Source organism: Natrialba sp. SSL1 (assembly GCF_001861355.1).
In the GTDB taxonomy this organism is placed as follows: Archaea; Halobacteriota; Halobacteria; order Halobacteriales; family Natrialbaceae; genus Natrialba.
On sequence record NZ_MASN01000043.1, the window covers coordinates 48,722 to 69,185 of the forward strand.

The 20,464-nt window shown below is 64.1% G+C and carries 18 protein-coding genes; 9 read left to right on the forward strand and 9 right to left on the reverse strand.

Annotated features, from left to right (window positions below; genetic code table 11):
* Window positions 1–117 precede the first annotated feature (117 nt).
* Window positions 118–561, forward strand: coding sequence for a DUF7555 family protein (locus BBD46_RS16380; RefSeq protein WP_071402764.1), 444 nt, complete (start codon window positions 118–120; stop codon window positions 559–561).
* Window positions 562–846: 285 nt separating this feature from the next.
* Entirely contained in the window at window positions 847–1,398 is a 552-nt protein-coding gene (locus BBD46_RS16385; protein ID WP_071402765.1) for a DUF7529 family protein, read from the forward strand.
* A 73-nt stretch (window positions 1,399–1,471) separates the two neighbouring features.
* Here the strand turns inward: BBD46_RS16385 and hpt are convergent, their stop codons facing one another.
* From hpt to coaBC, 3 genes are all read right to left on the reverse strand, one after another.
* Window positions 1,472–2,041: a hypoxanthine/guanine phosphoribosyltransferase gene (gene hpt, locus BBD46_RS16390; protein ID WP_071402766.1), complete on the reverse strand. Its 570-nt coding sequence runs from the start codon at window positions 2,039–2,041 to the stop codon at window positions 1,472–1,474.
* A 95-nt stretch (window positions 2,042–2,136) separates the two neighbouring features.
* Window positions 2,137–2,781, reverse strand: a complete 645-nt coding sequence (locus BBD46_RS16395; RefSeq protein WP_420883936.1) for a DUF7344 domain-containing protein — start codon at window positions 2,779–2,781, stop codon at window positions 2,137–2,139.
* Between the two features lie 216 nt (window positions 2,782–2,997).
* A complete protein-coding gene (gene coaBC / locus BBD46_RS16400) occupies window positions 2,998–4,155 on the reverse strand; it encodes a bifunctional phosphopantothenoylcysteine decarboxylase/phosphopantothenate--cysteine ligase CoaBC (protein ID WP_071402768.1) in 1,158 nt (385 codons plus the stop codon).
* A gap of 232 nt (window positions 4,156–4,387) precedes the next feature.
* On the opposite strand from coaBC, the gene BBD46_RS16405 reads away from it, so the two are divergent.
* Window positions 4,388–5,254: a hypothetical protein gene (locus BBD46_RS16405; RefSeq protein WP_071402769.1), complete on the forward strand. Its 867-nt coding sequence runs from the start codon at window positions 4,388–4,390 to the stop codon at window positions 5,252–5,254.
* A 75-nt stretch (window positions 5,255–5,329) separates the two neighbouring features.
* Here BBD46_RS16405 and BBD46_RS16410 read toward each other — a convergent pair whose 3' ends face one another.
* Entirely contained in the window at window positions 5,330–6,067 is a 738-nt protein-coding gene (locus BBD46_RS16410; RefSeq protein WP_071402770.1) for an NAD(P)/FAD-dependent oxidoreductase, read from the reverse strand.
* A gap of 156 nt (window positions 6,068–6,223) precedes the next feature.
* On the opposite strand from BBD46_RS16410, the gene BBD46_RS16415 reads away from it, so the two are divergent.
* The 3 genes from BBD46_RS16415 (at window position 6,224) to BBD46_RS16425 (ending at window position 11,251) form a co-directional block, all read left to right on the forward strand.
* A complete protein-coding gene (locus BBD46_RS16415; RefSeq protein WP_071402771.1) occupies window positions 6,224–6,805 on the forward strand; it encodes an SRPBCC family protein in 582 nt (193 codons plus the stop codon).
* Between the two features lie 470 nt (window positions 6,806–7,275).
* Window positions 7,276–8,613: a Trk system potassium transporter TrkA gene (gene trkA, locus BBD46_RS16420; protein WP_071402772.1), complete on the forward strand. Its 1,338-nt coding sequence runs from the start codon at window positions 7,276–7,278 to the stop codon at window positions 8,611–8,613.
* A 388-nt stretch (window positions 8,614–9,001) separates the two neighbouring features.
* A complete protein-coding gene (locus BBD46_RS16425) occupies window positions 9,002–11,251 on the forward strand; it encodes a PQQ-dependent sugar dehydrogenase (protein WP_071402773.1) in 2,250 nt (749 codons plus the stop codon).
* Window positions 11,252–11,336: 85 nt separating this feature from the next.
* Here BBD46_RS16425 and BBD46_RS16430 read toward each other — a convergent pair whose 3' ends face one another.
* Window positions 11,337–12,416, reverse strand: a complete 1,080-nt coding sequence (locus tag BBD46_RS16430) for a M42 family metallopeptidase (RefSeq protein WP_071402774.1) — start codon at window positions 12,414–12,416, stop codon at window positions 11,337–11,339.
* Window positions 12,417–12,575: 159 nt separating this feature from the next.
* On the opposite strand from BBD46_RS16430, the gene BBD46_RS16435 reads away from it, so the two are divergent.
* From BBD46_RS16435 to BBD46_RS16445, 3 genes are all read left to right on the forward strand, one after another.
* Window positions 12,576–13,742, forward strand: a complete 1,167-nt coding sequence (locus BBD46_RS16435; protein ID WP_071402775.1) for a thiolase domain-containing protein — start codon at window positions 12,576–12,578, stop codon at window positions 13,740–13,742.
* Window positions 13,742–14,146: a Zn-ribbon domain-containing OB-fold protein gene (locus BBD46_RS16440; RefSeq protein WP_071402776.1), complete on the forward strand. Its 405-nt coding sequence runs from the start codon at window positions 13,742–13,744 to the stop codon at window positions 14,144–14,146. The genes BBD46_RS16435 and BBD46_RS16440 overlap by 1 nt, the downstream gene beginning before the upstream one ends.
* Before the next feature lie 130 nt (window positions 14,147–14,276).
* A complete protein-coding gene (locus tag BBD46_RS16445) occupies window positions 14,277–15,131 on the forward strand; it encodes an NAD+ synthase (RefSeq protein ID WP_071402777.1) in 855 nt (284 codons plus the stop codon).
* A gap of 70 nt (window positions 15,132–15,201) precedes the next feature.
* Here the strand turns inward: BBD46_RS16445 and BBD46_RS16450 are convergent, their stop codons facing one another.
* From BBD46_RS16450 to BBD46_RS16465, 4 genes are all read right to left on the reverse strand, one after another.
* Window positions 15,202–16,224: an alpha/beta fold hydrolase gene (locus tag BBD46_RS16450; RefSeq protein ID WP_071402778.1), complete on the reverse strand. Its 1,023-nt coding sequence runs from the start codon at window positions 16,222–16,224 to the stop codon at window positions 15,202–15,204.
* A gap of 104 nt (window positions 16,225–16,328) precedes the next feature.
* Window positions 16,329–17,438 carry a methylmalonyl Co-A mutase-associated GTPase MeaB gene (gene meaB / locus BBD46_RS16455; protein WP_071402779.1) on the reverse strand — a complete coding sequence of 370 codons (1,110 nt, stop codon included), beginning with the start codon at window positions 17,436–17,438 and terminating at the stop codon, window positions 16,329–16,331.
* On the reverse strand, window positions 17,435–17,893 hold the full coding sequence (locus BBD46_RS16460; protein WP_006654214.1) for a cobalamin B12-binding domain-containing protein: 459 nt from the start codon (window positions 17,891–17,893) through the stop codon (window positions 17,435–17,437). The genes meaB and BBD46_RS16460 overlap by 4 nt, the downstream gene beginning before the upstream one ends.
* A gap of 124 nt (window positions 17,894–18,017) precedes the next feature.
* Window positions 18,018–20,464, reverse strand: a 2,447-nt coding sequence (locus BBD46_RS16465) for a carboxypeptidase-like regulatory domain-containing protein (RefSeq protein ID WP_139173652.1), incomplete at its 5' end; no start/stop codon positions are given.

Genomic DNA, 20,464 nt, shown 5'->3' on the forward strand with positions numbered 1-20,464 from the left:
TACCGACTCGAGTAAGAGTAGGGTTACAATCGAAGTCCATTTCTGCCCGCTTTGAGTAGCAGTGATTAGATCGACAGCCGCGACGATACCGACTACGACACGCTTCACGCCGATTCCATGCCCACAGATCACCACCGGAGTTCACTCCACGTCCGAGTATCCGTCTGGATCGATGCGATCACCTACGCCGGCGCAGTTGCCACTCTCGTAACCCTCGCTGCACTCCTCCTCGGTCTCGTCACCGGCGGCGGTCCCTCACAGGCAAAGTTCACGCTCTTTGCCGTCGGTTTTCTCCTGCTTGGCTATGCGACACTCCGACTGTGGCCGTCCACACCAAGCGATCTGGATTCTCAGACTGAACTTGCCGGCGTCGAAGGTGACTCGATTCCGGAAACTGCAGACCGAACGCGGTTTCAGGCGTTCGTCCAGCAGTTGCCACCACTCCGGTGGGTTCGGTCACCGCCGCCGGAAGCCCGTATGCGAACCCAGGGAAAACTCCTCCTTGGAAGCATCGCGGTATTGCTCGTCTCCTTTCTGATGGAGACCGTGTTCGGGATCTGAGTCGCATCGGCTCTCCGGTGTGTCCGGCTATCGGTCGTTCGTATTCGTACGTGCATACACAGAGCTACAGTTGCGTCTACGGTCACTCTACGTCCACACCCACACTTCACACCCCACGCCTCATGCTTACGCTCCACGCCTACGCTCCACGACCACACCTACACCTGCCTACAGTCATGCCCACAGACACACTCACACGTCCACTCACACGCAAACACCCCCACCGAACTCGGCACTCGAGTCGGCGTGAAAAGAGTTATCCGGCTACTGTGCCCACCCCTTCGTATGGTACGGATTGGGAACGACGACAGTGCTGAACGAGTCGAGCGAGTCAGCACGAACGCAGTCAAAGACGCCTGGGCGCAGACGACCGACGAACTGGAGGTCCTCGCCGAACAGCGTCGTGAGAACGGCTGGGATACCGTCGCGGTTCCGGCGATTCAGACGGCCGCGGTCAGCCGAGACGCCGGCCCGAAACACAACGAACGCTTTGGCATCGTCTTCGTCGTCCCGGACAACTACGCCGACTCGTTCTCGGAAGCGTTCGAGCGCGGCGAGTTCCCACGGTTCCAGGCGTACCGAAACGAGGTCAGCGGTGCTGTCTTCCTCGTCGTCGAGTATCTCGATCCCGACACCGAGACCGCGATTCTCCTCGCTGGCCAGTACGAACGTCGCCACGTCGGTGGGATGCTCTCCGCTGCCGCCGACGAAGGTGTCCTCTATACGCACGCAAAAACGCTCAACGGGACGATCCTCGGCTCGTTCGAGCACGAAGGAGACGAATACGAGCCACTCGTCCCCGAAACGATCGAGCCGATCGGCGACACGTCGGAGTAAGACGGCACCGCTCGCCGAGTGTGAGTCTACGTCCTGAGTTGGGACAAACGAAAGTGAGGCTCGACGTGGCCGTTCAGGAGTCGCCGTGTTCGTCGACGATGACGACCTCACCGTCGACGACGTCGACGTTGATGAGCGTCTTAACGTCGTAGCCGGCGTCGTCGACCTTGTTCTCGCCGCCGACCTTCTTGATGACGGCGACGGTATCGATGACTTCTGCGCCGATACCGTCGAGCGCTTCGAGCACCGAGGCGAGCGTGCCGCCGGTCGAGAGCACGTCGTCGAGGACGAGGACGCGCTCGCCCTCGCGGACGTCGTTGATGTACATCTCGTTCTCGGAGTAGCCGGTCTGCTGGGAGATTGCGACCTCGTCGTCGAGGCCGTACTGGCGCTTTCGGATAACGGTCAGCGGGATATCCGTCATCAGCGAGACGGCGGTCGAGATGTGAATGCCCATCGCGGCTGGGGTGACGATTCGGTCGACATCCTGGAGTTCGGCCTTGCGGATGATCCGGATGACGATTTCACGAAGGAGCGTCGGGTCGAGCTTCGGGACGCCGTCGCTGATCGGGTGTACGAAGTAGTGATAGCCGTTCTTTTCGATGATCGGCGCCTCGAGGAGCGACTGCTGTAACTGATCCATGTCGTGGGTCGGACGGTAGCGGAGTAAAAGTTGACGATACGTGCGGGCAGTGAGTCGCTGTGACGCGCCACCAGCAAGGAGCGCAGTCGGCGTCGTCAGTCGCCTGGTCCGTAACTCAGTTCTGGTGGCTGATCGCCGTGGCCGAGACGCATGTGGCGCTCGTGGTAGATGTGGACGACCGCTGTCAGCGTCACGATGACGGAGATGAGGCCCATCCAGCTCAGATTCGACAGCATGGTCAGCGGATAGATTTCGAGCCAGAGCGCTGCGACCAGCGCGGAGCTGATCGCCCCGAGCGAGAGGTACAGCTCCCGCCAGGCGAACTCGCGACCGGGGACGATCTCGAGATAGACGCTGATATCCCGCGTTCGGTCGGTCGCGCGGATGACGCCACGGTCTGAATCAAAACTGAGGATCCCCACCTCGTCCATCTTCGGTAGGTGCGTCTGCTGGAGCGTCGTATAGACGCGCTTCCGTTGCGCTGGCGTGACGCCCTCGAGTGTCGTCTCGTACTCCCAGGCAGCCAGTTGCTGGGCGAGGTCGCCGAGTTCGACCGGGCGGCCGTCCTGTTTGAGAAAGTGGAGCACGTAGCGACGACGCTGGTTGCGGAGGACTTCGAACACTTCGCCCTTCGAGAGCGGTTCCGGTTCCGGTTCCGGTTCCGGTTCCGGTTCCGGCTCCGGCTCCGGGACGGCCGTTGTCTCCTCGGAGGCGTCCGTCTCGCCGGCTGTCTCAGTCACATTCACCGCGTTCGCATCGCTGGCTGTGTTGGCTCCGTTGGTTCCTGTTGTCGACTGCGGTTCGATGCTATCGTTTCGTTGTTTCTGGGCCACTCCGGATCACCTCGATCCCCGTCCATTGCCGAATCCAATCGGTGGTACTAATGGGTTGGTTCGATGGGATGAACGCCACCTATATAACTCTCCTGACCCGCTCTGAAATAATCAGGTGGCTAACTAGTCCGAGCGGATGGCTGCGATCGACGTTGCGATTTCACCGGCGAGCCCGGATTTAGACCCCGAAAACTGTGCAACGTCTGAAGCGTGGACGAGCAACGCTCGTGTCTCATCGCTCCCCATCACGCTTGCGTCGTTCGCAACGACGAACGCGAGGTCCGCCCGCGCTTGCATCTCCCTGGCCTTGGTGATTAGCTGCTCGTCCTCGCCCGACGTTTCGGTCTTGAAGCCGACGATCGGCAAGTCGGGATGTGCGTCACGAATCTCATCGATCAGTTTCGGGGTGGACTCGAGTGCAAGTGTCAGCTCCTGGCCCGAGCGGATCTTCTCGTCGCTGGTGTCGACGGTGTAGTCGCTGATCGCGGCGGCCGAGACGAGCGCGTCCGCCTCGGCACAGGCCGCCTGGGTCGCGGCGAGCATCTCCTCGGCGCTCTCGACAGCCTGAACGTCGGCATAGGGAACGTCAGGCCCGTCGTGAACCAGCGTGACGTCCGCGCCCCGAACGTAGCAGGCAGCGGCGACGGCACGCCCCATTTTCCCCGACGAACGGCTCGTCAGGATGCGAACCGGGTCGATCGACTCGCTCGTCGCGCCGCTCGTAACGACGACGTGCTCGCCAGCGAGTGGGCGCTCGCCTGCCGCACGGGCCACGTCGCAGACGATCGCTTCCTCGCTCGCGATTTTCGCCTTCCCCTCCTCGATCCGCGGATCGACGAAGTCGACGCCCCACTCGGAGACCGTGTCGATGGCCTCCAGGACGCCGGGGTGGTCGTACATCGGTTCGTGCATTGCCGGGGCGATGACAACGGGCGTGTCGGCGCCGAGCGCAGTCGTCGCGCACGTCGTCACCGGCGTATCGTCGACCGCGCCGGCGATCTTGCCGACCGTGTTGGCCGTCGCCGGCGCGATCAGGAACACGTCAGCCCAGCCGTCGTAGCCACAGAGGTCGACGTGCTCGACGCTGCCCGTGATTTCCGTGACCACGTCGTTGTCGGTGGCGAACTCTACGGCCCAGGGGTGGATGATTCCCTGGGCACTGCCGGTCATCACGCCGCGAACGGCGGCACCGCGTCGTCGCAACTCGTGGGCCAGTTCGACCGTCTTGACGGCCGCGATCGAGCCCGTCACCCCGAGTGCGACGTTGACTCCCTCGAGCATTCGTCTGGTCTTCTCACGGGAGTGTGTTAAGCGTAGCGAGGCACTGGCCCCAGCGTGGCGTCTCGTTCGTTCATTCGTTCGGTCACAGCTCCAATGGGTCTCCCGAAGTATCCTACAGTGGCCAACTCGAGTCCGACAGCGCCCGGTTATGACCGCCGGTCGGACGCTCTGGAAATCGTGTCAGTGTAGATATGTATATCCCCGCTCGACGCGTGAGTTCTTTTGAGGACTGATGGAGACACACAGCAACTCACCAGAACCCACCAGTACCGACAGTGAACAGGATGCCACGGCGGGACCCGGATCCTGGCTCGGGGTGGGCCGCGCTGGCCTCTTCTCCCTCTCACTCGTCCTGGCAGGGGTGATGACCGTCCTATTTCTCCCCGACCTACTCGCGCTCCTCGTGATGGGCTGGACCGCCGAGGCCGGAGCGGAACTCGGCATTCACCGACTGCACGTGATGGGGATCGCCGCAGTTGTGGGCGTCTTCCTGCTCGGACTCTTCTCGCAGGCGTTCCGCCCGCTCGAGCGCATCGCGTCGATGTGGGGTGCGTTCGTCACCATCCTCGTCGTGAGCATCGGCACCGTGGCGTTCGGCGTCGGTCGCCCCGAGGAGGTGCTCCCGTTCTTGCTGGTCACGACCGTCGCGCTCGTGACCCACCCTGCGGGACGAGGACTGCTTCGCCGCGGAAACTCGTACAGTCCGGTGCTCCTCGCACTGGTCGCCGTCGCCGCGATTCCGGTTTTCGCGTTCGTCGCGACGCAACTGAGTCTCACGACGAACATGGCCGATCCACACGCCGTCGACGGTCACTACGTGATGATGATCGGTCTCGCACTCGCCCCGCTCGCGTACGGCCTCTTCGCCGCGCTCGGCTTCACCGGCTGGCGCCTCGCCTCATGGCTCGCCGCGCTCCCGATGGCGTACTACGGCCTGCTGTCGCTCTCGTTCCCCATGCAGGTGGGTGCAACGAGCACGACGTGGAGCGTCCTGGCCATCCTCTGGGCAGTCGCCTTCGTCGTGACTGCTGAGTACTCCCGTGCGGGTACGTCCACGCTGTTCCGGCGTGATGCGAAAGCGAAGCGAGCAAGCGTCTAGCCCGCATTACGTCGGCTTTTTCGATTCAGTTCCCTCCCGTCCCCCGTGTTTTGCCAGGTATTGATCCGAGAGCAGTCACTCTCGCTCGACGCTCGGGTGCATCGTCGGCCGATCGTCGAGTGGCTCCGCGAACGCCTCGAGCATCGTGTCGCGCGCTCGCTCGTCGCGTGCGCGCCGTTCCTCGTCATCGATCTCCTCACAACCCGGCGGCACCTCGCGGTCGCGTCCAGTGAAATAACCCTCCGGGACGACCCAGTCGTGGTAAAAGTTGACCTCGGAGTCGTGGATGACCGCGAGCCCGACCTTTGCGCCGTGGCCGGCCGCAACAATCGACTGGTGGGGCTCACCGGCGAGTCGTCCCGCGGCGTAGACGCCGTCGACCGCCGTCCGGCCGGCGTCGTCGACCGCGACGAAGTGCTTGCTCCCGCGCTGGGTTCGGCCCACGTCGAGGGGGACGAGATAGTCGCTGTCCGACCACGAGGCCGCAATGATGCGTCGCGCTTCGATCGGCTCGCCGCCGTCCGTCTCGAGTACGAACCCGGCGTCGGGGTCGGTCTCATCTCGTAGGTCGGCGCTCGTTACGAGTCCGAGTTCGAACGTCGCGCCGGCGGTTCGGGCCTGCTCGCGGGCCAGTTGCAGGTATCGTCGGGCGTCGACGCCGTCCGGGAAGCCAGGGTAGTTCTCGAGGCTCGCGTTTCGGGCGAGGATGGACTCGCCACCGTCGATGACGAGCGTATCCATTCCTGCGCGTGCAGTGAAGATCGATGCGGCGAGGCCGGCGACGCCGCCGCCGATGATACAGACGTCTCGCATGTTCCTGCGTTCGGAGGCCCGTGTATAGAAGTTGTTTGTCGACGGCCGGGTGGTTCGAGACTGCGATTGGGACTGAGACTGAGACCAAGAGCGAGACCAAGATCGAGGACGAAGCTGATAGGAATCCTTACAGTGAAACCGCTCATACCCCTCGCCGTGGACAGAATTCTCCTCAGCACCGTCGCGTACCGCTCGCCCGAGGAGGTCTTTCCGTACGTGCGATCCTTTACCGACTACCCCCGCTATACGGAACACCTGACTGACGTTCGTAAGCACGATGGCAGTGGTATCGACGGTGGCAACAACAGTAACAGCAACAGTGACAGCGGCAGCGACAACAACAACGATATCGGCACAATCTACGACCTCCGACTCTCGTGGTGGAAACTCAACTACACCGCCCGCTCGAAGGTGACCGGCATCGAGGCTCCGACGTCACTCGAGTGGCACCTGCAAAATCATCTCGATGCGCGCGGGGAGTGGCGGGTCGAGGCGGAGCCGTCGGCCGCGCCGCCGGGTGAGGAGACGGCGAGTCGGATCTACTTCGAGGCGGTGTACGATCCGCATTCGGCGGATCCGAGCGCGATTTCGTTGCCGCGGTTCGTCTCACTCGACTGGGTGATCGGGAAGGTCAAGCCGCGGTTGCTCGACGAGGCCAAGGAAGTTGTCAGGCGGCTGGTGGCGGATATCGAGGGCGAGCCGCGAGAGGTGGAGTTGACGGTTCACGAGTTGCCTTGACATCCTCCACACGACTGCAGTCGTGGGCTTTCTCCTCGATGTTCTGTAACTGCGGGCTGGGTGCCGGATCATCGCTGCGGGCCGTTGCCGTATCGTTGCTGCGTACTGTCACCTCGGTCGTCGCTGCGTGCCGTCTTCTGCATCTTCGTTGCGTGCCGTCTCCGATATAGTAACAACTGCAACTATGTACACACTGACCGCGCAGCCCACTCACGGGTCACGTCGTTCCCCGTTCGCTGTTCCGCGGTTCTCGCTCACTTCGTTCGCTCGCGGGTCACGCTGTTCCCCGCTCGTCGTCCGCGGTTCTCACTCACTTCGTTCGTTCCGAACCGCGCTCGTTCCGAACCGCGATCGCTCCGAACCGCGCGTTCGTCGTGCGAGCAGGTGCGCAGTGACTTGCAGTGGCGACTATAGTTGCCGGCAACTCATTCTTGGGTCTCGTTCCCGTACGACAGCCTGGTGAGCAACGGATGCGAATCATCGTCGTCGGTGCCGGCGAAGTCGGGTCGAACATCGCGAGCAACCTCGACGACGACCACGAGGTCGTCGTCATCGACACGGACGAAGAGCGCGTCGACGCGATCACCTACGAGTGTGACGTGATGGCACTCGAGGGCGACGGGACCTCGGGCGTGGTACTCGAGGAGGCCGGTATCGAAGACGCGGACCTCGTCATCGCGAGTACGGACAGCGACGAGACGAACATCGTCGTCTGCGGTGCGGCCAAGACCGTCGACGATCCGTTCACGATTGCGCGGGTGAAGAAGACGAATCTCTTGCGGACCTGGGAGCGAACGGAGGAAGCCTTCGGCGTCGACGTGATGGTCTGTACGGACCTCTACACCGCCGAGACGATCGTCGACATTGTCAACCTGCCCGGCGCGCGCGATGTCGACAGTTTCGCGAACGGACTCGTCCGAATGGCCGAGTTCGGCATCGACGCGGACAGTCCGATCGTCGGCGAAACCGTCTCCGAGGCGGACCGCTTCGAGGCGCTGACGTTCGCGGCGCTCATCCGCGAGGACGAGGTCGTCATCCCGACTGGCGAGACCGTCATCGAAGAGGGAGACGAACTGGTCGTCATTGGCTCTGTTGAGAGTACCCGCGAGTTCGCCGGCGAGCTAACGCCGCTCCCGACGGTCGAGCAAGCGAGCGAGATCGTCATCATCGGCGGCAGCGAAATCGGCTACCAGACGGCACGACTGTTCGAGGAGAACGGACTCGAGCCGCGACTGGTCGAGCGAAACGCGCGCCGCGCACGCGAACTGGCAGAACGGCTCCCGGGCACGCTCGTCCTCGAGAGCGACGCGACGGATATCGACTTTCTCGTCCGCGAGCACGTCGCCGACGCGGACATCGTCATCGCCGCGCTCGAGAGCGACGAGAAGAATCTGCTCGTCTCCCTGCTCGCGAAGCGGATCGGCGTCGAGCGCACGCTCGGGGTCGTCGAGTACGGCGAGTACGTGGACCTCTTCGAGACCGTGGGGATGGACGTTGCGATCAACCCGCGGCTGGTGACGGCCGAAGAGATCACGCGCTTCACCCGCGAGCAGCGAACCGAGAACCTCGCGATGTTAGACCACGATCGGGCCGAGGTCCTCGAAATCGAAGTTGACGGGGACAGCATCCTTCTCGAGTCACCGCTGCGCGACGTGATGGCCGACCTTCCGGACGGTGTCGTCGTCGGTGCGATCACGCGCGACGGCGAGTTGATCACCCCGCGCGGCGAGACGGTACTCGAGCGCGGGGATCACGTGGTGATCTTCGTCGAGACGGCGGTGTTGGATGCGGTGTCGGCGGTGTTGTGAGGGGTGGGTAAGAGCGAGAGATCCGAACGGCAAAACGAACACAACGAGACGAGCGAGAGCACGACCAGCGTGAAAGACGAAGCGGGATACTGTGACCGTGGCTGTGACTGTGACTCCACACGCCCACACGTTCTTCCACACGTATTAGCGGCTGATTTCGGGTACAAATACGCTGTTTCTTTCGTGAGACTGTTCGACCCGCCGGGAAAGACCCGCAACTTGGGCTGAGATCGGCATCCGATCAGAGAGCCGGAGATGACGCTGGACAGACGATAGTGACCCTTTGAGTGAATCGACGACTGTCAGATGCGAAACAGTGCCGACCTACGGCCCTGTAACGGTCTCGCGCGCTTTTTGAACCACTTCCTGAAGCGAGAGTGGAGACGACATGAGTGACGAATACACTCCGGACGACGAGCGGCGACCAGCGGAGAACCGAACAGGGAACGAGGGCACTGAGCGGACCGGACGAGGTGAACGGGCCGACCGGGCGAAGCGAACAGGTCGAGGGAACTGGCGACACTCCCGTCGCCGCTTCCTCCAGACGGCGGCGGTAACCGGTGCGGCCGCGGGTATCAGCGCCGTCGGTGTTGCGGAAGATCAGGACGAGGCGGCCGACGACGAAGAGGACACGGACGACGCAGGCGACTGGAGCCAGATCGAACTCGGCGGCTTCAGTGACGCCTGGATCGGCCAGTCACCCGAGGAGATCGAGGACGTCGAGAATCCGACGCTGTATCTCGAGGAGGGAGAATCTTACGAGGTCACCTGGGAGAACCTCGACGACGTCGAGCACAACTTCGTTATCATCAACGAGGAAGGCGAGCACCTCCTCGAGACGGACCTCATGGGCGAGGCCGGCGAGACCCAGACCGTCGAGTTCGAGGCGGAGTCGGAGATGGCGGAGTACTACTGCGGCCCACACCCACAGACGATGCGTGGGGAGATCTCCTTTGAGGAGCCGGAAGAGCCCGAACCCGAGGAGATGGAACGGTACTTCCCCGAAGGGCCGACCGTCGGCGTCGATCCCGTCGCGACGGGGCTCAGCGCACCGACGGACTTCGGCGACCCGCCGGGGACCGACTCCCAGTACGTCGCCGAACAGACCGGCGAAATCTACGCGATCGGCGAGGACGGGGTCGAGGACGAGCCGTGGCTCGACATCGGCGACCGAATGGTCGCCGTCGCCGAGGACTTCTACGGCGACGACTACGCCGATCCCGACCAGGACTACGACGAGCGCGGACTGGTGGGACTCGAGTTCCATCCCGACTACGAGGAGAACGGCCGGTTCGTGCTCAACTACAGCGCGCCGCCGGTTGACGTGATGCCTGAGAGCTGGTCACACGTCCAGGTCGTCTCGGAGTTTACGGTCGACGACGACGGCGAGCCGGACCCGGACTCCGAGCGCCGGCTCATGGAGTTCTACATGCCGCAGTACAACCACAACTCCGGGCCGATGGCGTTCGACTCGGACGGCTGTCTCCTCGTGCCGATGGGTGACGGTGGCGGTGCCGACGATCGCCTGGAGGGCCACGTCGAGGACTGGTACGACGAGAACGAGGGTGGCAACGGACAGGACACCACCCAGAGCCTGCTCGGCGGTGTTCTCCGAATCGATATCGACAGCGAGCCGACTGAACATCCCGCTCGCGGGTCGCTCATCCATCTGGACCTCGACGAGGACGACGTCGACGAACCGGAGGAGGATGCCGGCTACGCGATTCCTCAGGACAACCCGTTCTGCGAAGGCGAGGAATTAGAGGGCGAGGGACTCGAGGAGTACTACGCCTGGGGACTGCGCAACCCCTTCGGCATCACGGTCAGCGAGGATGATCAGATCATCGTCGCCGATCCCGGACAGGTGCTGTACGAGCCGGCCTACCGGATCGAGAAGGCCGGCAACTACGGCTGGAACGTCCGCGAGGGGTCACACTGCTTCAGTACGGAGACGCCAGCGACGCCGCCGGAGGAGTGTCCACTCGAGACGCCCGAGGACGTCCGCGGCGGCGAGCCGCTGATCGATCCGGTCGTCGAGTATCCACAGGTGTACGAGGGGAACCCGGTCGGCATCGTCATCACCGGTGGGCACACCTACGAGGCGGATGCAATTGAGGAGCTGCAGGGGGCGTACATCTTCGGCGACTGGACGTCCGATCAGGGTCGTATCCAGCCGCGTGGCCGCGTCTTCGCTGCACACCCGGAGGATGTCCCGGACGTCTCCGAGGAGCGCGCGGAGTTCGGTGGTCGCCCGCGTGATGACCTCTGGGAGATGGAAGAGGTCCTGTTCGGCGAGGACGGTGGTCCACTCAACCACTTCGTCAGACAGTTCGGTCGCGGCGAGGACGGCGAGGTGTACGTGCTGGCGAACCAGGAGGGCGTCCCGGAGGGTGACACCGGTGTCGTCCTCGAACTCGTTCCCGAGGGCGAGGGCGTTCCGCTCGACGAGGTGCAGGAGGTGGAGGAAGACGACGAGGAAGAGCCTGATGAGCCTGAAAACGACGTCGCTGACGATGAGGAGCCAGACGAGCCTGAAAACGACGTCGCTGACGATGAGGAGCCAGACGAGCCCGAAAACGACGTCGCAGATGAGGACGAAGAGCCAGAGAACGACGTTGCTGATGAAGACGACGAGTGACGACGAAGCCAGCGCGTAGACAACGGCAGTAACGGGACTGCCGAGAACAAATCGCTCTTTTGCTACCCGACGTCACCGGGCACGCCTACAGCGAATAGTCGTGCTCGCCGTCCTCACTCGCGAGGAACGCTTCGAGCAGATCGATCGTCGACGCCACGTCCTCGACGTGAGCCGTCTCCGTCACCGTATGCAGGTACCGCGTCGGAATCGAAATCGCACCCACCGGCTTCGCACCCGCCGTATTCTGGAACCCAGCCGTGTCGGTGCCGCCCGCAGGAAGGATCTCGAGTTGGGACTCGATCTCCTCCTCGTCGGCGACCGACTGCAGTCGACGGTGGACCTTCGGATTCGTGATGACACTCGAGTCCTTGAGTTTGATCGCGGTCCCCGCACCGAGTTCGGTGACGTGTTCGCCGTCGTCGAAGCCGGGCACGTCGTTCGCGACGGTCACGTCGAGAGCGATGGCGAGGTCGGGGTCGACGTCGACGCCGAGCGCGTTCGCCCCGCGCAGGCCGACTTCCTCCTGAACGGTCGCACAGAAGTGGATCGTCACGTCGGGGGTCTCGAGTCGGCGGGCGGCTTCGAGCATCGCGAACAGGCAGATACGGTCGTCGAGTGCCTTGCCGGTGACCGTTTCGCCGACGAGTTCGGTCGACTGGTCCATCGTCACGAGGTCGCCGGGCGAGATGCGCTCGTTGGCATCCTCGTAGGAAAGACCGACATCGACGTAGGTGTCCTCGACGTCTGGCGTCTTCTCGCGCTCTTTTTCGTCCAGCGTGTGTGGCGGCGGCGAGCCGATGACACCCGGCAGGTCGCCGTCGTCGGTGTGAATCGTGACGCGCTGGGCCTTGAGCACGCGCGCGTCCCAGCCGCCGAGCGGATCGAGTTCGACGAAGCCGTACTCGCCCTCCTTCCCGCGGACGTGGCGAACCATGAAGCCGATTTCATCCATGTGCGCGGCGACGGCGACCGAGTAGTCCGAGTCACCCTCGAGAGTCCCGACGACGTTCCCCATCGCGTCGGTCCGAACCTCGTCGACGCTGGACTCGAGTTCCTCGACGACCAGGTCGCGGACGCGATCCTCGTAGCCGGGAACACCGCTGGTTTCGGTGAGGTCTGTCAGGAGGTCGACATCGAACGGAACGGCATCGTCAGTGAGAGACATAGTCGCACGTCGGTACGAGACGGTTATAAACGCGTGGAAAGGCGGCTGGCATACCGTTTGTGTCGGTTATTACCTCAACTATCGGACACCAGTGTTCATCTCGCGTCCAGTTTCAGTGCAACCGCGGAGTATTAACGGGACGACGCAGTACGAATGGGTATGAGTGGCGTACGCGTCGCCGGAACGGGGTTGACACCGTTCGGAAACGCCCCCGAACGGACGAGCAGAGACCTCTTCGCCGAAGCGACACAGACCGCGTTCGAAGAGAGCGGCGTTCCACGAGCGGACGTCGAAGCAGTGTTCTACGGGAACTTCATGGGTGAACTGGCAGAGCACCAGGGTCATCAGGGACCACTGATGGCCGAAGCCGCTGGCGTCCAGGCCCCAGCGACGCGGTACGAATCGGCCTGTGCCTCGAGTGGGATGGCGATTCGCGACGCCGTCATGCGCGTCCGAAACGGCGAACACGATGTCGTCCTCGTCGGCGGCGCAGAGCGGATGACCAACCTCGGCACCGCGGGCGCGACGGAAGCGCTCGCCATCGCCGCCGACGACCTCTGGGAGGTCCGCGCAGGAATGACCTTCCCCGGCGCGTACGCGCTGATGGCCCAGGCGTACTTCGACGAGTTCGGCGGCGGTCGCGAGGACCTCGCCAACGTCGCGGTCAAGAACCACGACAACGCGCTGACCAACGAGAAGGCCCAGTATCAGAAAGCCATCTCCGTCGAGGAGGCCCTCGACGCGCCAACCGTCTCGAGTCCGCTCGGACTCTACGACTCGTGTCCGCTCTCGGACGGCGCGGCGGCGCTCGTCCTCACGAGCGAGGAGTACGCCGACGAACACGACCTGGACGCGCCGGTCGCGATCACCGGTACCGGCCAGGGCGGCGACCGGATGGCGCTGCACGACCGCGACCACCTCGCGCGCTCGCCCGCCGCCCGCGACGCCGGTGCAGAGGCGTACGCGGACGCCGGCGTCGATGCCAGCGACGTGGATCTCGCAGAGGTCCACGACTGCTTTACGATCGCCGAAGTGCTCGCCATCGAGGCGCTCGACCTCGCCCAGATCGGCGAGGGAATCTCGGCCGCCCGCGACGGCCGAACGACCGCGGACGGCGACGTTCCGATCAACCTCTCGGGCGGCCTCAAGGCGAAGGGCCACCCGGTCGGTGCAACCGGCGCATCGCAGATCGCCGAGGTCACGAAGTTGCTGGCGGGCACGCACCCGAACAGCGAGCACGTCGCCGACGCGACGACCGGTCTCGCCCACAACGCGGGTGGGACGGTCGCCAGCGCGACGGTTCACGTACTGGAGGTGATGGAGTAATGAGCAACACAGACACAGACACAGACTCCGTCCGCGACGCCGGCTTCGACGACTGGCTCGACGCCGCCGAAAATGGCGAGGCCTACTACCTCGAGTGTACCGAGGGCCACACCTCACTTCCACCGCGCCGGCTCTGCCCCGAGTGTGGTTCAGCGGACCTCTCCGAACAGTCGCTTCCCGACACCGGCGAAATCGCGACGTTCACCGTCACGCACGTTCCGACACCCGCGTTCGAGGACGACGCACCCTACGCGACCGCCATCGTCGACTTCGGTCCAGTTCGCGTCACCGGACAGATCGTCGACCGCGACCCCGACGAGGTCGAAACCGGCCAGACAGTTGCACTCGAGATCAGCCGCTCGGAGACGACGGGCGAACGCGTCATCGGATTCACGTCGGCCTGAATCGGCAGGAAAACTCCGTTTCCAGGCTCGCTGCATGGAATTTGTTGCCAGTCCACCGCGACTGGACCGCGACTGTGCGTACGAAGGCAGACGACTTTTTCCCGTAGCTACCGCTAACACGGTCGTTCACATGGCTAATCTCCACGAGCAGATGCAGGACGACATCGAACCCCTCGACCTCCGATTCGACGCCGACGAACTCGAGGCGCAGGTCTATTATCTCACCGAGTTCATTCAGGACCGCGTCGACGCTGCAGACGCTGACGGGGCCGAAATCGCCCTCTCCGGCGGCATCGACAGCACCACGATGGCCTACCTCGCCGTCGAGGCACTCGGCGCTGACAACGTCCACGCAATCACGCTCCCAAAAGCAGTCAACGAAGACGCGAACATGAGCGACGCCGAACGGGTTGCCGAAGCACTCGGTGTCGAGTACGACGTGATCGAGATCGACCCGATCATGGACCAGGTACTCGAGCTCGCCGACGCCGAGAACCAGAACAAATCGGAGGACCGCTGGGAGGGGCGCTACGTCGGGAACACGAGCGCCCGCGTCCGGATGACCGTCACCTACCTGATCGCCAACCGCGAAAACCGGATCGTACTCGGCACTGGCAACCGCGCCGAACTCGCGACGGGGTACGTAACGAAGTACGGCGACGGTGGCGTCGACTGCAATCCGCTCGGGAATCTCTACAAACAGCAGGTGCGGCAGGTGGCGGCTCATCTCGGCGTCTCCGAGGAGGTCGTCCAGAAGACGCCGACCGGCGGCATGGTCGACTACGAGAGCGACGAGGAAGAACTGGGCCTCGACTACGACACGCTGGATGCGGTGCTCGCGCTCTCGATCGACGGCAACCTGCCGAAGTCGGTCGTCGCACGGCTCACGGATACGACGGTCGAGGACGTCTCACACGTCGAAACGATGCACGAGAAGAGCGAACATAAGCGGACGCCACCGGATGTCCCCGAGCCGCTCTTCTGACCTGCATCGAACTGGTCGAGTTGAACCGGGTCGTACTGAGATGAGTTCCTGCTGAGATCGGGCAAACCGGCTACTGGTCACCGATACCGACGTCCGCGTCGTCAGCCCCGCCCTCGAGTAGCTCCGCCGTGAGATACGCGACGAACTCGTCGGGATGTTCGGCGTGGGGCAACTGCGTCGCGTAGTCGATGGCGACCAGATCGAGATCCGCTGCTTCAGCCAGGTCCCTACCCTCACGCAGTGGAACGAGTTCAGCGTCACGACCCCAGATGAGCGTCGCCGGCACATCGAGCGCCGCAAGTTCGGTCGCGAGGTCGAACTCCTCGACGGTGTGATCGGCGTCGTGCTCCTCGCCGGACGCGCCGCTCTCAGCGCCGGCTCCTGGGTCAAGCATCCCCGCCGCGAACGACGCCGGCGCATATCGTGCTCCCGGCTGGTGGGCGCTGCGCCAGGCGTACTCGATCTCTGCGTCGTCGATCCGGTCGGGGTCGTAGTAGCCGTCGCGGTCGTAGAAGTACCGGATCGAGGGCTTGCTGGCGAGCAGGTTGAACAGCGTCGTGCCGACGACGGGGGCGCGAAGCAGGCGCTGGACCCAGGGTCGCGTCGCGCCGGTGTCGTCAGTTGGGCAGATCAGGACGAGTTCCGAGATATCCGTCTCGTCGGCGGCCTGAACGGCGAAGGAGCCGGTGAGCGAGGAGGCGACGACGATCGGCTCGTCGGTGACATCGTTCGCAAAGTCGCGGATGCACTCGGCGTAGAGCGTCGGTGAGTAGACCAGCGGTGGCCGGTCCGTGCGTCCGAAGCCGGGGAGGTCGACGGCGTAGACGTGGTAGTTCTCCGCGAGCCGGTCGAAGATGGCTGCGAACTCGTTGCTGCTCGCGCCGGCGTGGACGCCGTGACAGAGCAGCATATCGGGGTCGTTGGGGTCGCCAGCGACCGTGTAAGCGATTTCGATGCCGCGCCAGCGGTGGGTTCGCTCGACACCAGTGAAGGGGTTCTCGAGGTCGCCAGCACGGCGTCTGAGGAGACGGTTGCCGACGATTGCCGCGCCGGCGGTTCCGAGAGCCGTACCGAGGACTGTTCGGGCTTTCATACGAGAGGGGTACGGTGGGAACGCTCTTAGAACTGGGGTTGACTCACACGCAGCGGATGCCACGCAGAGGTCCTGGCGCGGCGGCGAGGCCAGTCGCGACCGTGTTATTCCGAGTCGAACTCCGCCTGCACAGCCTCGATATCCGCCTCCGAGAGGCAGTCCGCAACCGGCGTCAGCACGTCATTCGCGATCGCGTACGGGTCGGTCTCGCCCGTCCGAACTGCCTCGGCCAACTCGTCGACGCCGCCGGCGGACTCGAGTTCACCCTCGAGCAGGGCGTTGACGTCTTCGCGAAGGAGGGTCCGGATCTCCTCGGCGTAGCGCTGACGGACTTTTTCGGCGTGGGTGCCGGAGTCGACGAGGAACGACTTGTGGGCGGCGAGTTCGTCGATGAAGGTGTCGACGCCGGTGCCTTTCGTGGCGACGGTTTCGACGATGGGTGGCATCCAGTCGTCGGGGTCGTCAGCATCGGTGTCAGTTTCAGCGTCAGTGTCGTCGGTGCCGTCACCAGCAGTGTCGGCCATCGCATCCGCACCGTGGTGGCCAGACCCGCCGAAGCCAACGTCCGCTCCGATGTGAAGCATCTCCTGGAGCTCCTGAACGGTCCGGTCTGCGCCGTCGCGATCGGCCTTGTTCACCACGAACACGTCCGCGATTTCGAGAATGCCGGCCTTCAGCGTCTGGACGGAGTCGCCCGACCCCGGCGGGACGAGCACGGCGACGGTGTCTGCCGTGCGGACGATGTCGACCTCGTTCTGGCCCGCGCCGACGGTCTCGATGATTATCTTGTCCTTGCCGAAGGCGTCCATCGCCTTGACCGCATCCGCCGTCGCCGTCGAGAGCCCGCCGAGCGTGCCGCGGGCGCTCATCGATCGGACAAAGACGTCCATATCGCCGATCGTCGAGGCCATCCGGATACGGTCTCCGAGGACGGCCCCACCCGTGAAGGGAGAGGAGGGGTCGATCGCGATGATCCCGACCGTTTCACCGCGCTCGCGGTAGGTCTCGGCAAGTTTGTCCACCAGCGTCGACTTGCCCGCGCCGGGGCTGCCGGTGATCCCGATCACGTCGGCGTTACCCGTGTGCGCGTAGAGTTCTGACACGAGGTCGCGGTAGCCTGGCGCGCGATTCTCGATCTTCGAGATGATCCGGGCGAGCGCGCGATGGTGCCCCTCGAGGAGGGCGTCCAGGAGGTCCTGATCGTCGGCGTTCATCGCTCGGGTGCGTTCTCGCGGACGAACTCGATGGTCTCTTCGATCGAGGTACCGGGGCCGAAGATGGCGGCGACGCCCTCTTCTTTGAGTTCCGGCCGGTCTTCCTCGGGGATGACGCCGCCGACGAGGACGAGGGTGTCCTCGCGTGCGCCGTACTCCTCGAGCCCGTCCATGATCTTCGGGACGAGGGTGTCGTGTGCGCCCGAGAGGATCGAGATGCCAAGAACGTCAACGTCTTCCTGGACTGCAGCCTGAACGATCTCGTCGGGGGCCTTGTGCAGTCCCGAGTAGATGACCTCGAAGCCGGCGTCGCGGAACGCTCGCGAGATGACGTGTGCGCCGCGGTCGTGGCCGTCGAGGCCCACTTTGGCGACGAGACATCGGATCGAGCGTCCCTCGCCCTGACCGTGCGATTGTGGCTGTGACTGCGACTCCTCGTCCTGTTCGCTGCTCATACCCGTCCCTTCCGTGGCCGCATGTTTGACTTTAACGGAAGTTTCTGGAGGTTGTGTGGTCGCCGTGAGTTTGGCTTCTGGCAAAAAATGGTCGCTCTGTTACGGTCGCTGTGTGACTGCGGATTCAGGCGGGAGCAGCGCCCAGCTGATCCGCGTTCGGTCCAGTGACATCGGTCACGTCGTGTGCGATACTGGCGTCACCGTCGTCAGCAGCCTCGATCGTGATCGTCGTCGACTCGACCTCGTCAGCCGAGATACCGTGTTCGTACTCGCCCGGTTCGTCGTCGGCTCCGATCTCGTAGGTGAACTCGACCGTCGTCGACTCGCCGCCCTCGAGTGTGACCGTCTCGGCGAGTTCAGGCTGGGAGTCGATGACGTCGGGTCCGAAGTCAGTGCCCGGCGGGAAGTAGAACGCCGTTCGAGTGTCTTCCTGTTCGCCGGTGTTCGTCACCGTCGCGTTGACGGTGATCTCCTCGCCCTGCTCGGCGCTGTCTGGTGCTGCGAGGTCGTCGACCTCGAAGTAGGTGCCGAGCGTGAGGTTCGCGGTCGTCGTCTCGCCGGTTTCGACCTCGACGAACTCGACGTTCGAGTCGTCGTAGCCGTCGGCGACTGCGCGGAGCGCGTTCGTTCCGGGCGTGACATCCTCGATTTCGTAGGAGCCGTCCTCGGCGGTCGTCACGTTGAACGCGCCGTCGTCGGCGTCGACGACGTTGGCGTCAGCGATCGGGACGCCGGCAGCGTTCGTGACGGTGCCTTCGATCGAGCCGGCGGTGCGGTCGACGACGAAGTCGACGTTCTCAACGTGTTCGCCGGGTTCGACGGTGACGATTTCGTCGAGTTCGTAGCCCGGCGGCGTGTCGACGACGTTGACGACGTACGTGCCCGCCGAGACGCCGTCGAGTTCGTACGAGCCGTTCTCGTCGGTCGTCGCCTCGTGGACATCGCCGTCGTCGTTCTCGGCGACGACGGTGGCGTTCTCGACCGGTGCGTCGTCGTCGCTTGCCGTCACCTCGCCGCTGATCGCTCCTGCAGCCTGCTGCAGGGAAACGTTGACCGTGACGGTGTCGTTCTCGAGAACGTGGACGGCGTCAGTGTGGCTCGCGTAGCCCTCGGCGTCGACCGTGAGGTCGTGTTCGCCAGCAGGCACGTCGGCGAGGCCGTACTTCCCGTCGGACTCGGTTACGTTGGTGAACGTGTCGTTGTCGGCCTCGAGTTCGACGCTGGCGTTTGCGATCGGCTCGCCGGTAGCGTCGTCGGAGACCGTTCCCTTGACGTTCCAGTTCGTCTCGTCGCCGGTGATCGTGACCGGAGCGAAGTCCTGTTCGTCCTCGCTGGCGACGGTGTGGCTTGCATCACCCGCTTCGGCGTCCTCCGGCACGACATCGGAGAACGTCAGGTCCTCGCTCTCGCCCGGTTCGAGGTGGACGACGGACGAGCTGTCAGCGGTCGCCGCGTCGGCCGTCACGCTTCCCGTCGTGGCGAACTCGACACTGTTTGCGAGCAGCAGGTTCGCTTCCTCGGTGAAGTCCTCTTCGTCGGTGAAGAAGTCGCGTGCAGTCGCTGTGAGCAGCAGTTCGCTGCCGTCGTCGCTGACGGCAACCGAGGGGCCGGCGTAGCCGTCGCCGAAGTCGGCGTCAGCGAGCGCGGTGCCGCTGTAGTCGTCGAACCAGCTACCCCACGTCGTGGTACCGGTGAACATCTCGACCTCGTCGCCGGCGTCACCGACACCCGTGAAGATTGGGTGGCTTTGTTCGATATCGATCGTTACCGGCTCGTCAGACGTGCCGATTCCCTCGGAGTCGCGTTCCGCGGGGTCCTCGCGGACGTTGTTGAGCCGGTAGATACCGTCTGCGTAGGTCTCTGCGGAGCCACCCTGGTGGGAGTCGAGGTAGACTGCGTTCTGGGCGCTCTCGAGTTCGTCGAGGAAGTCCTCGGCGAGCGTGTCGCTGCCGAGTCGCTGGACGACGAACGTGTCGTAGTCGTCCATCTCGTCGAGCAGGTCGTCTGCGACGACGACATCGACGTCGTAGGTGTCGTCGTTGAGTCGCTCGTCGAGCACGCTGGCGACGGCGTCGCCCTGGCTCGTGTCGGCTGCGACGTCGACGACGGCAACGTCGCCGCCGCCGTCGCCGAGCTCGTAGGCGACCGTCTGCTCGTCCGGTGCGTCGCCCGTGTTCTCGACGGTTGCGTTGACGCTGTAGGAATCGCCCGGTGCGAGTTCCTCGGGTGCGTCGGTGATGTCGACGCTGAAGAACGGCTCGAGGATGTCGATTGCGGTGGTTGCCTCGTCATCCTCGGTGAAGACACCGTGGTCGTAGGTTCCTTCAGTGACGTTCTCCGTGTCGACGTCGAAGGAGACCGTCGTGTTCTCGTCAGGTTCGAGCGTGACGTTCTGTGCGTCCAGTGCGTCACCGAGGTCGTCAAAGCGGTACTCGACGGACTGGGTGTCGTCGACGTTGCCCGTGTTCGTGACGTTCGCGCTGACGGTGATCTCGTCGCCGCGGTCGGCTTCGTCGGGTGCGTCGAGGTTCGAGACCTCGAAGTTCGAGGCGAGAACGGTGAACGCGTCGC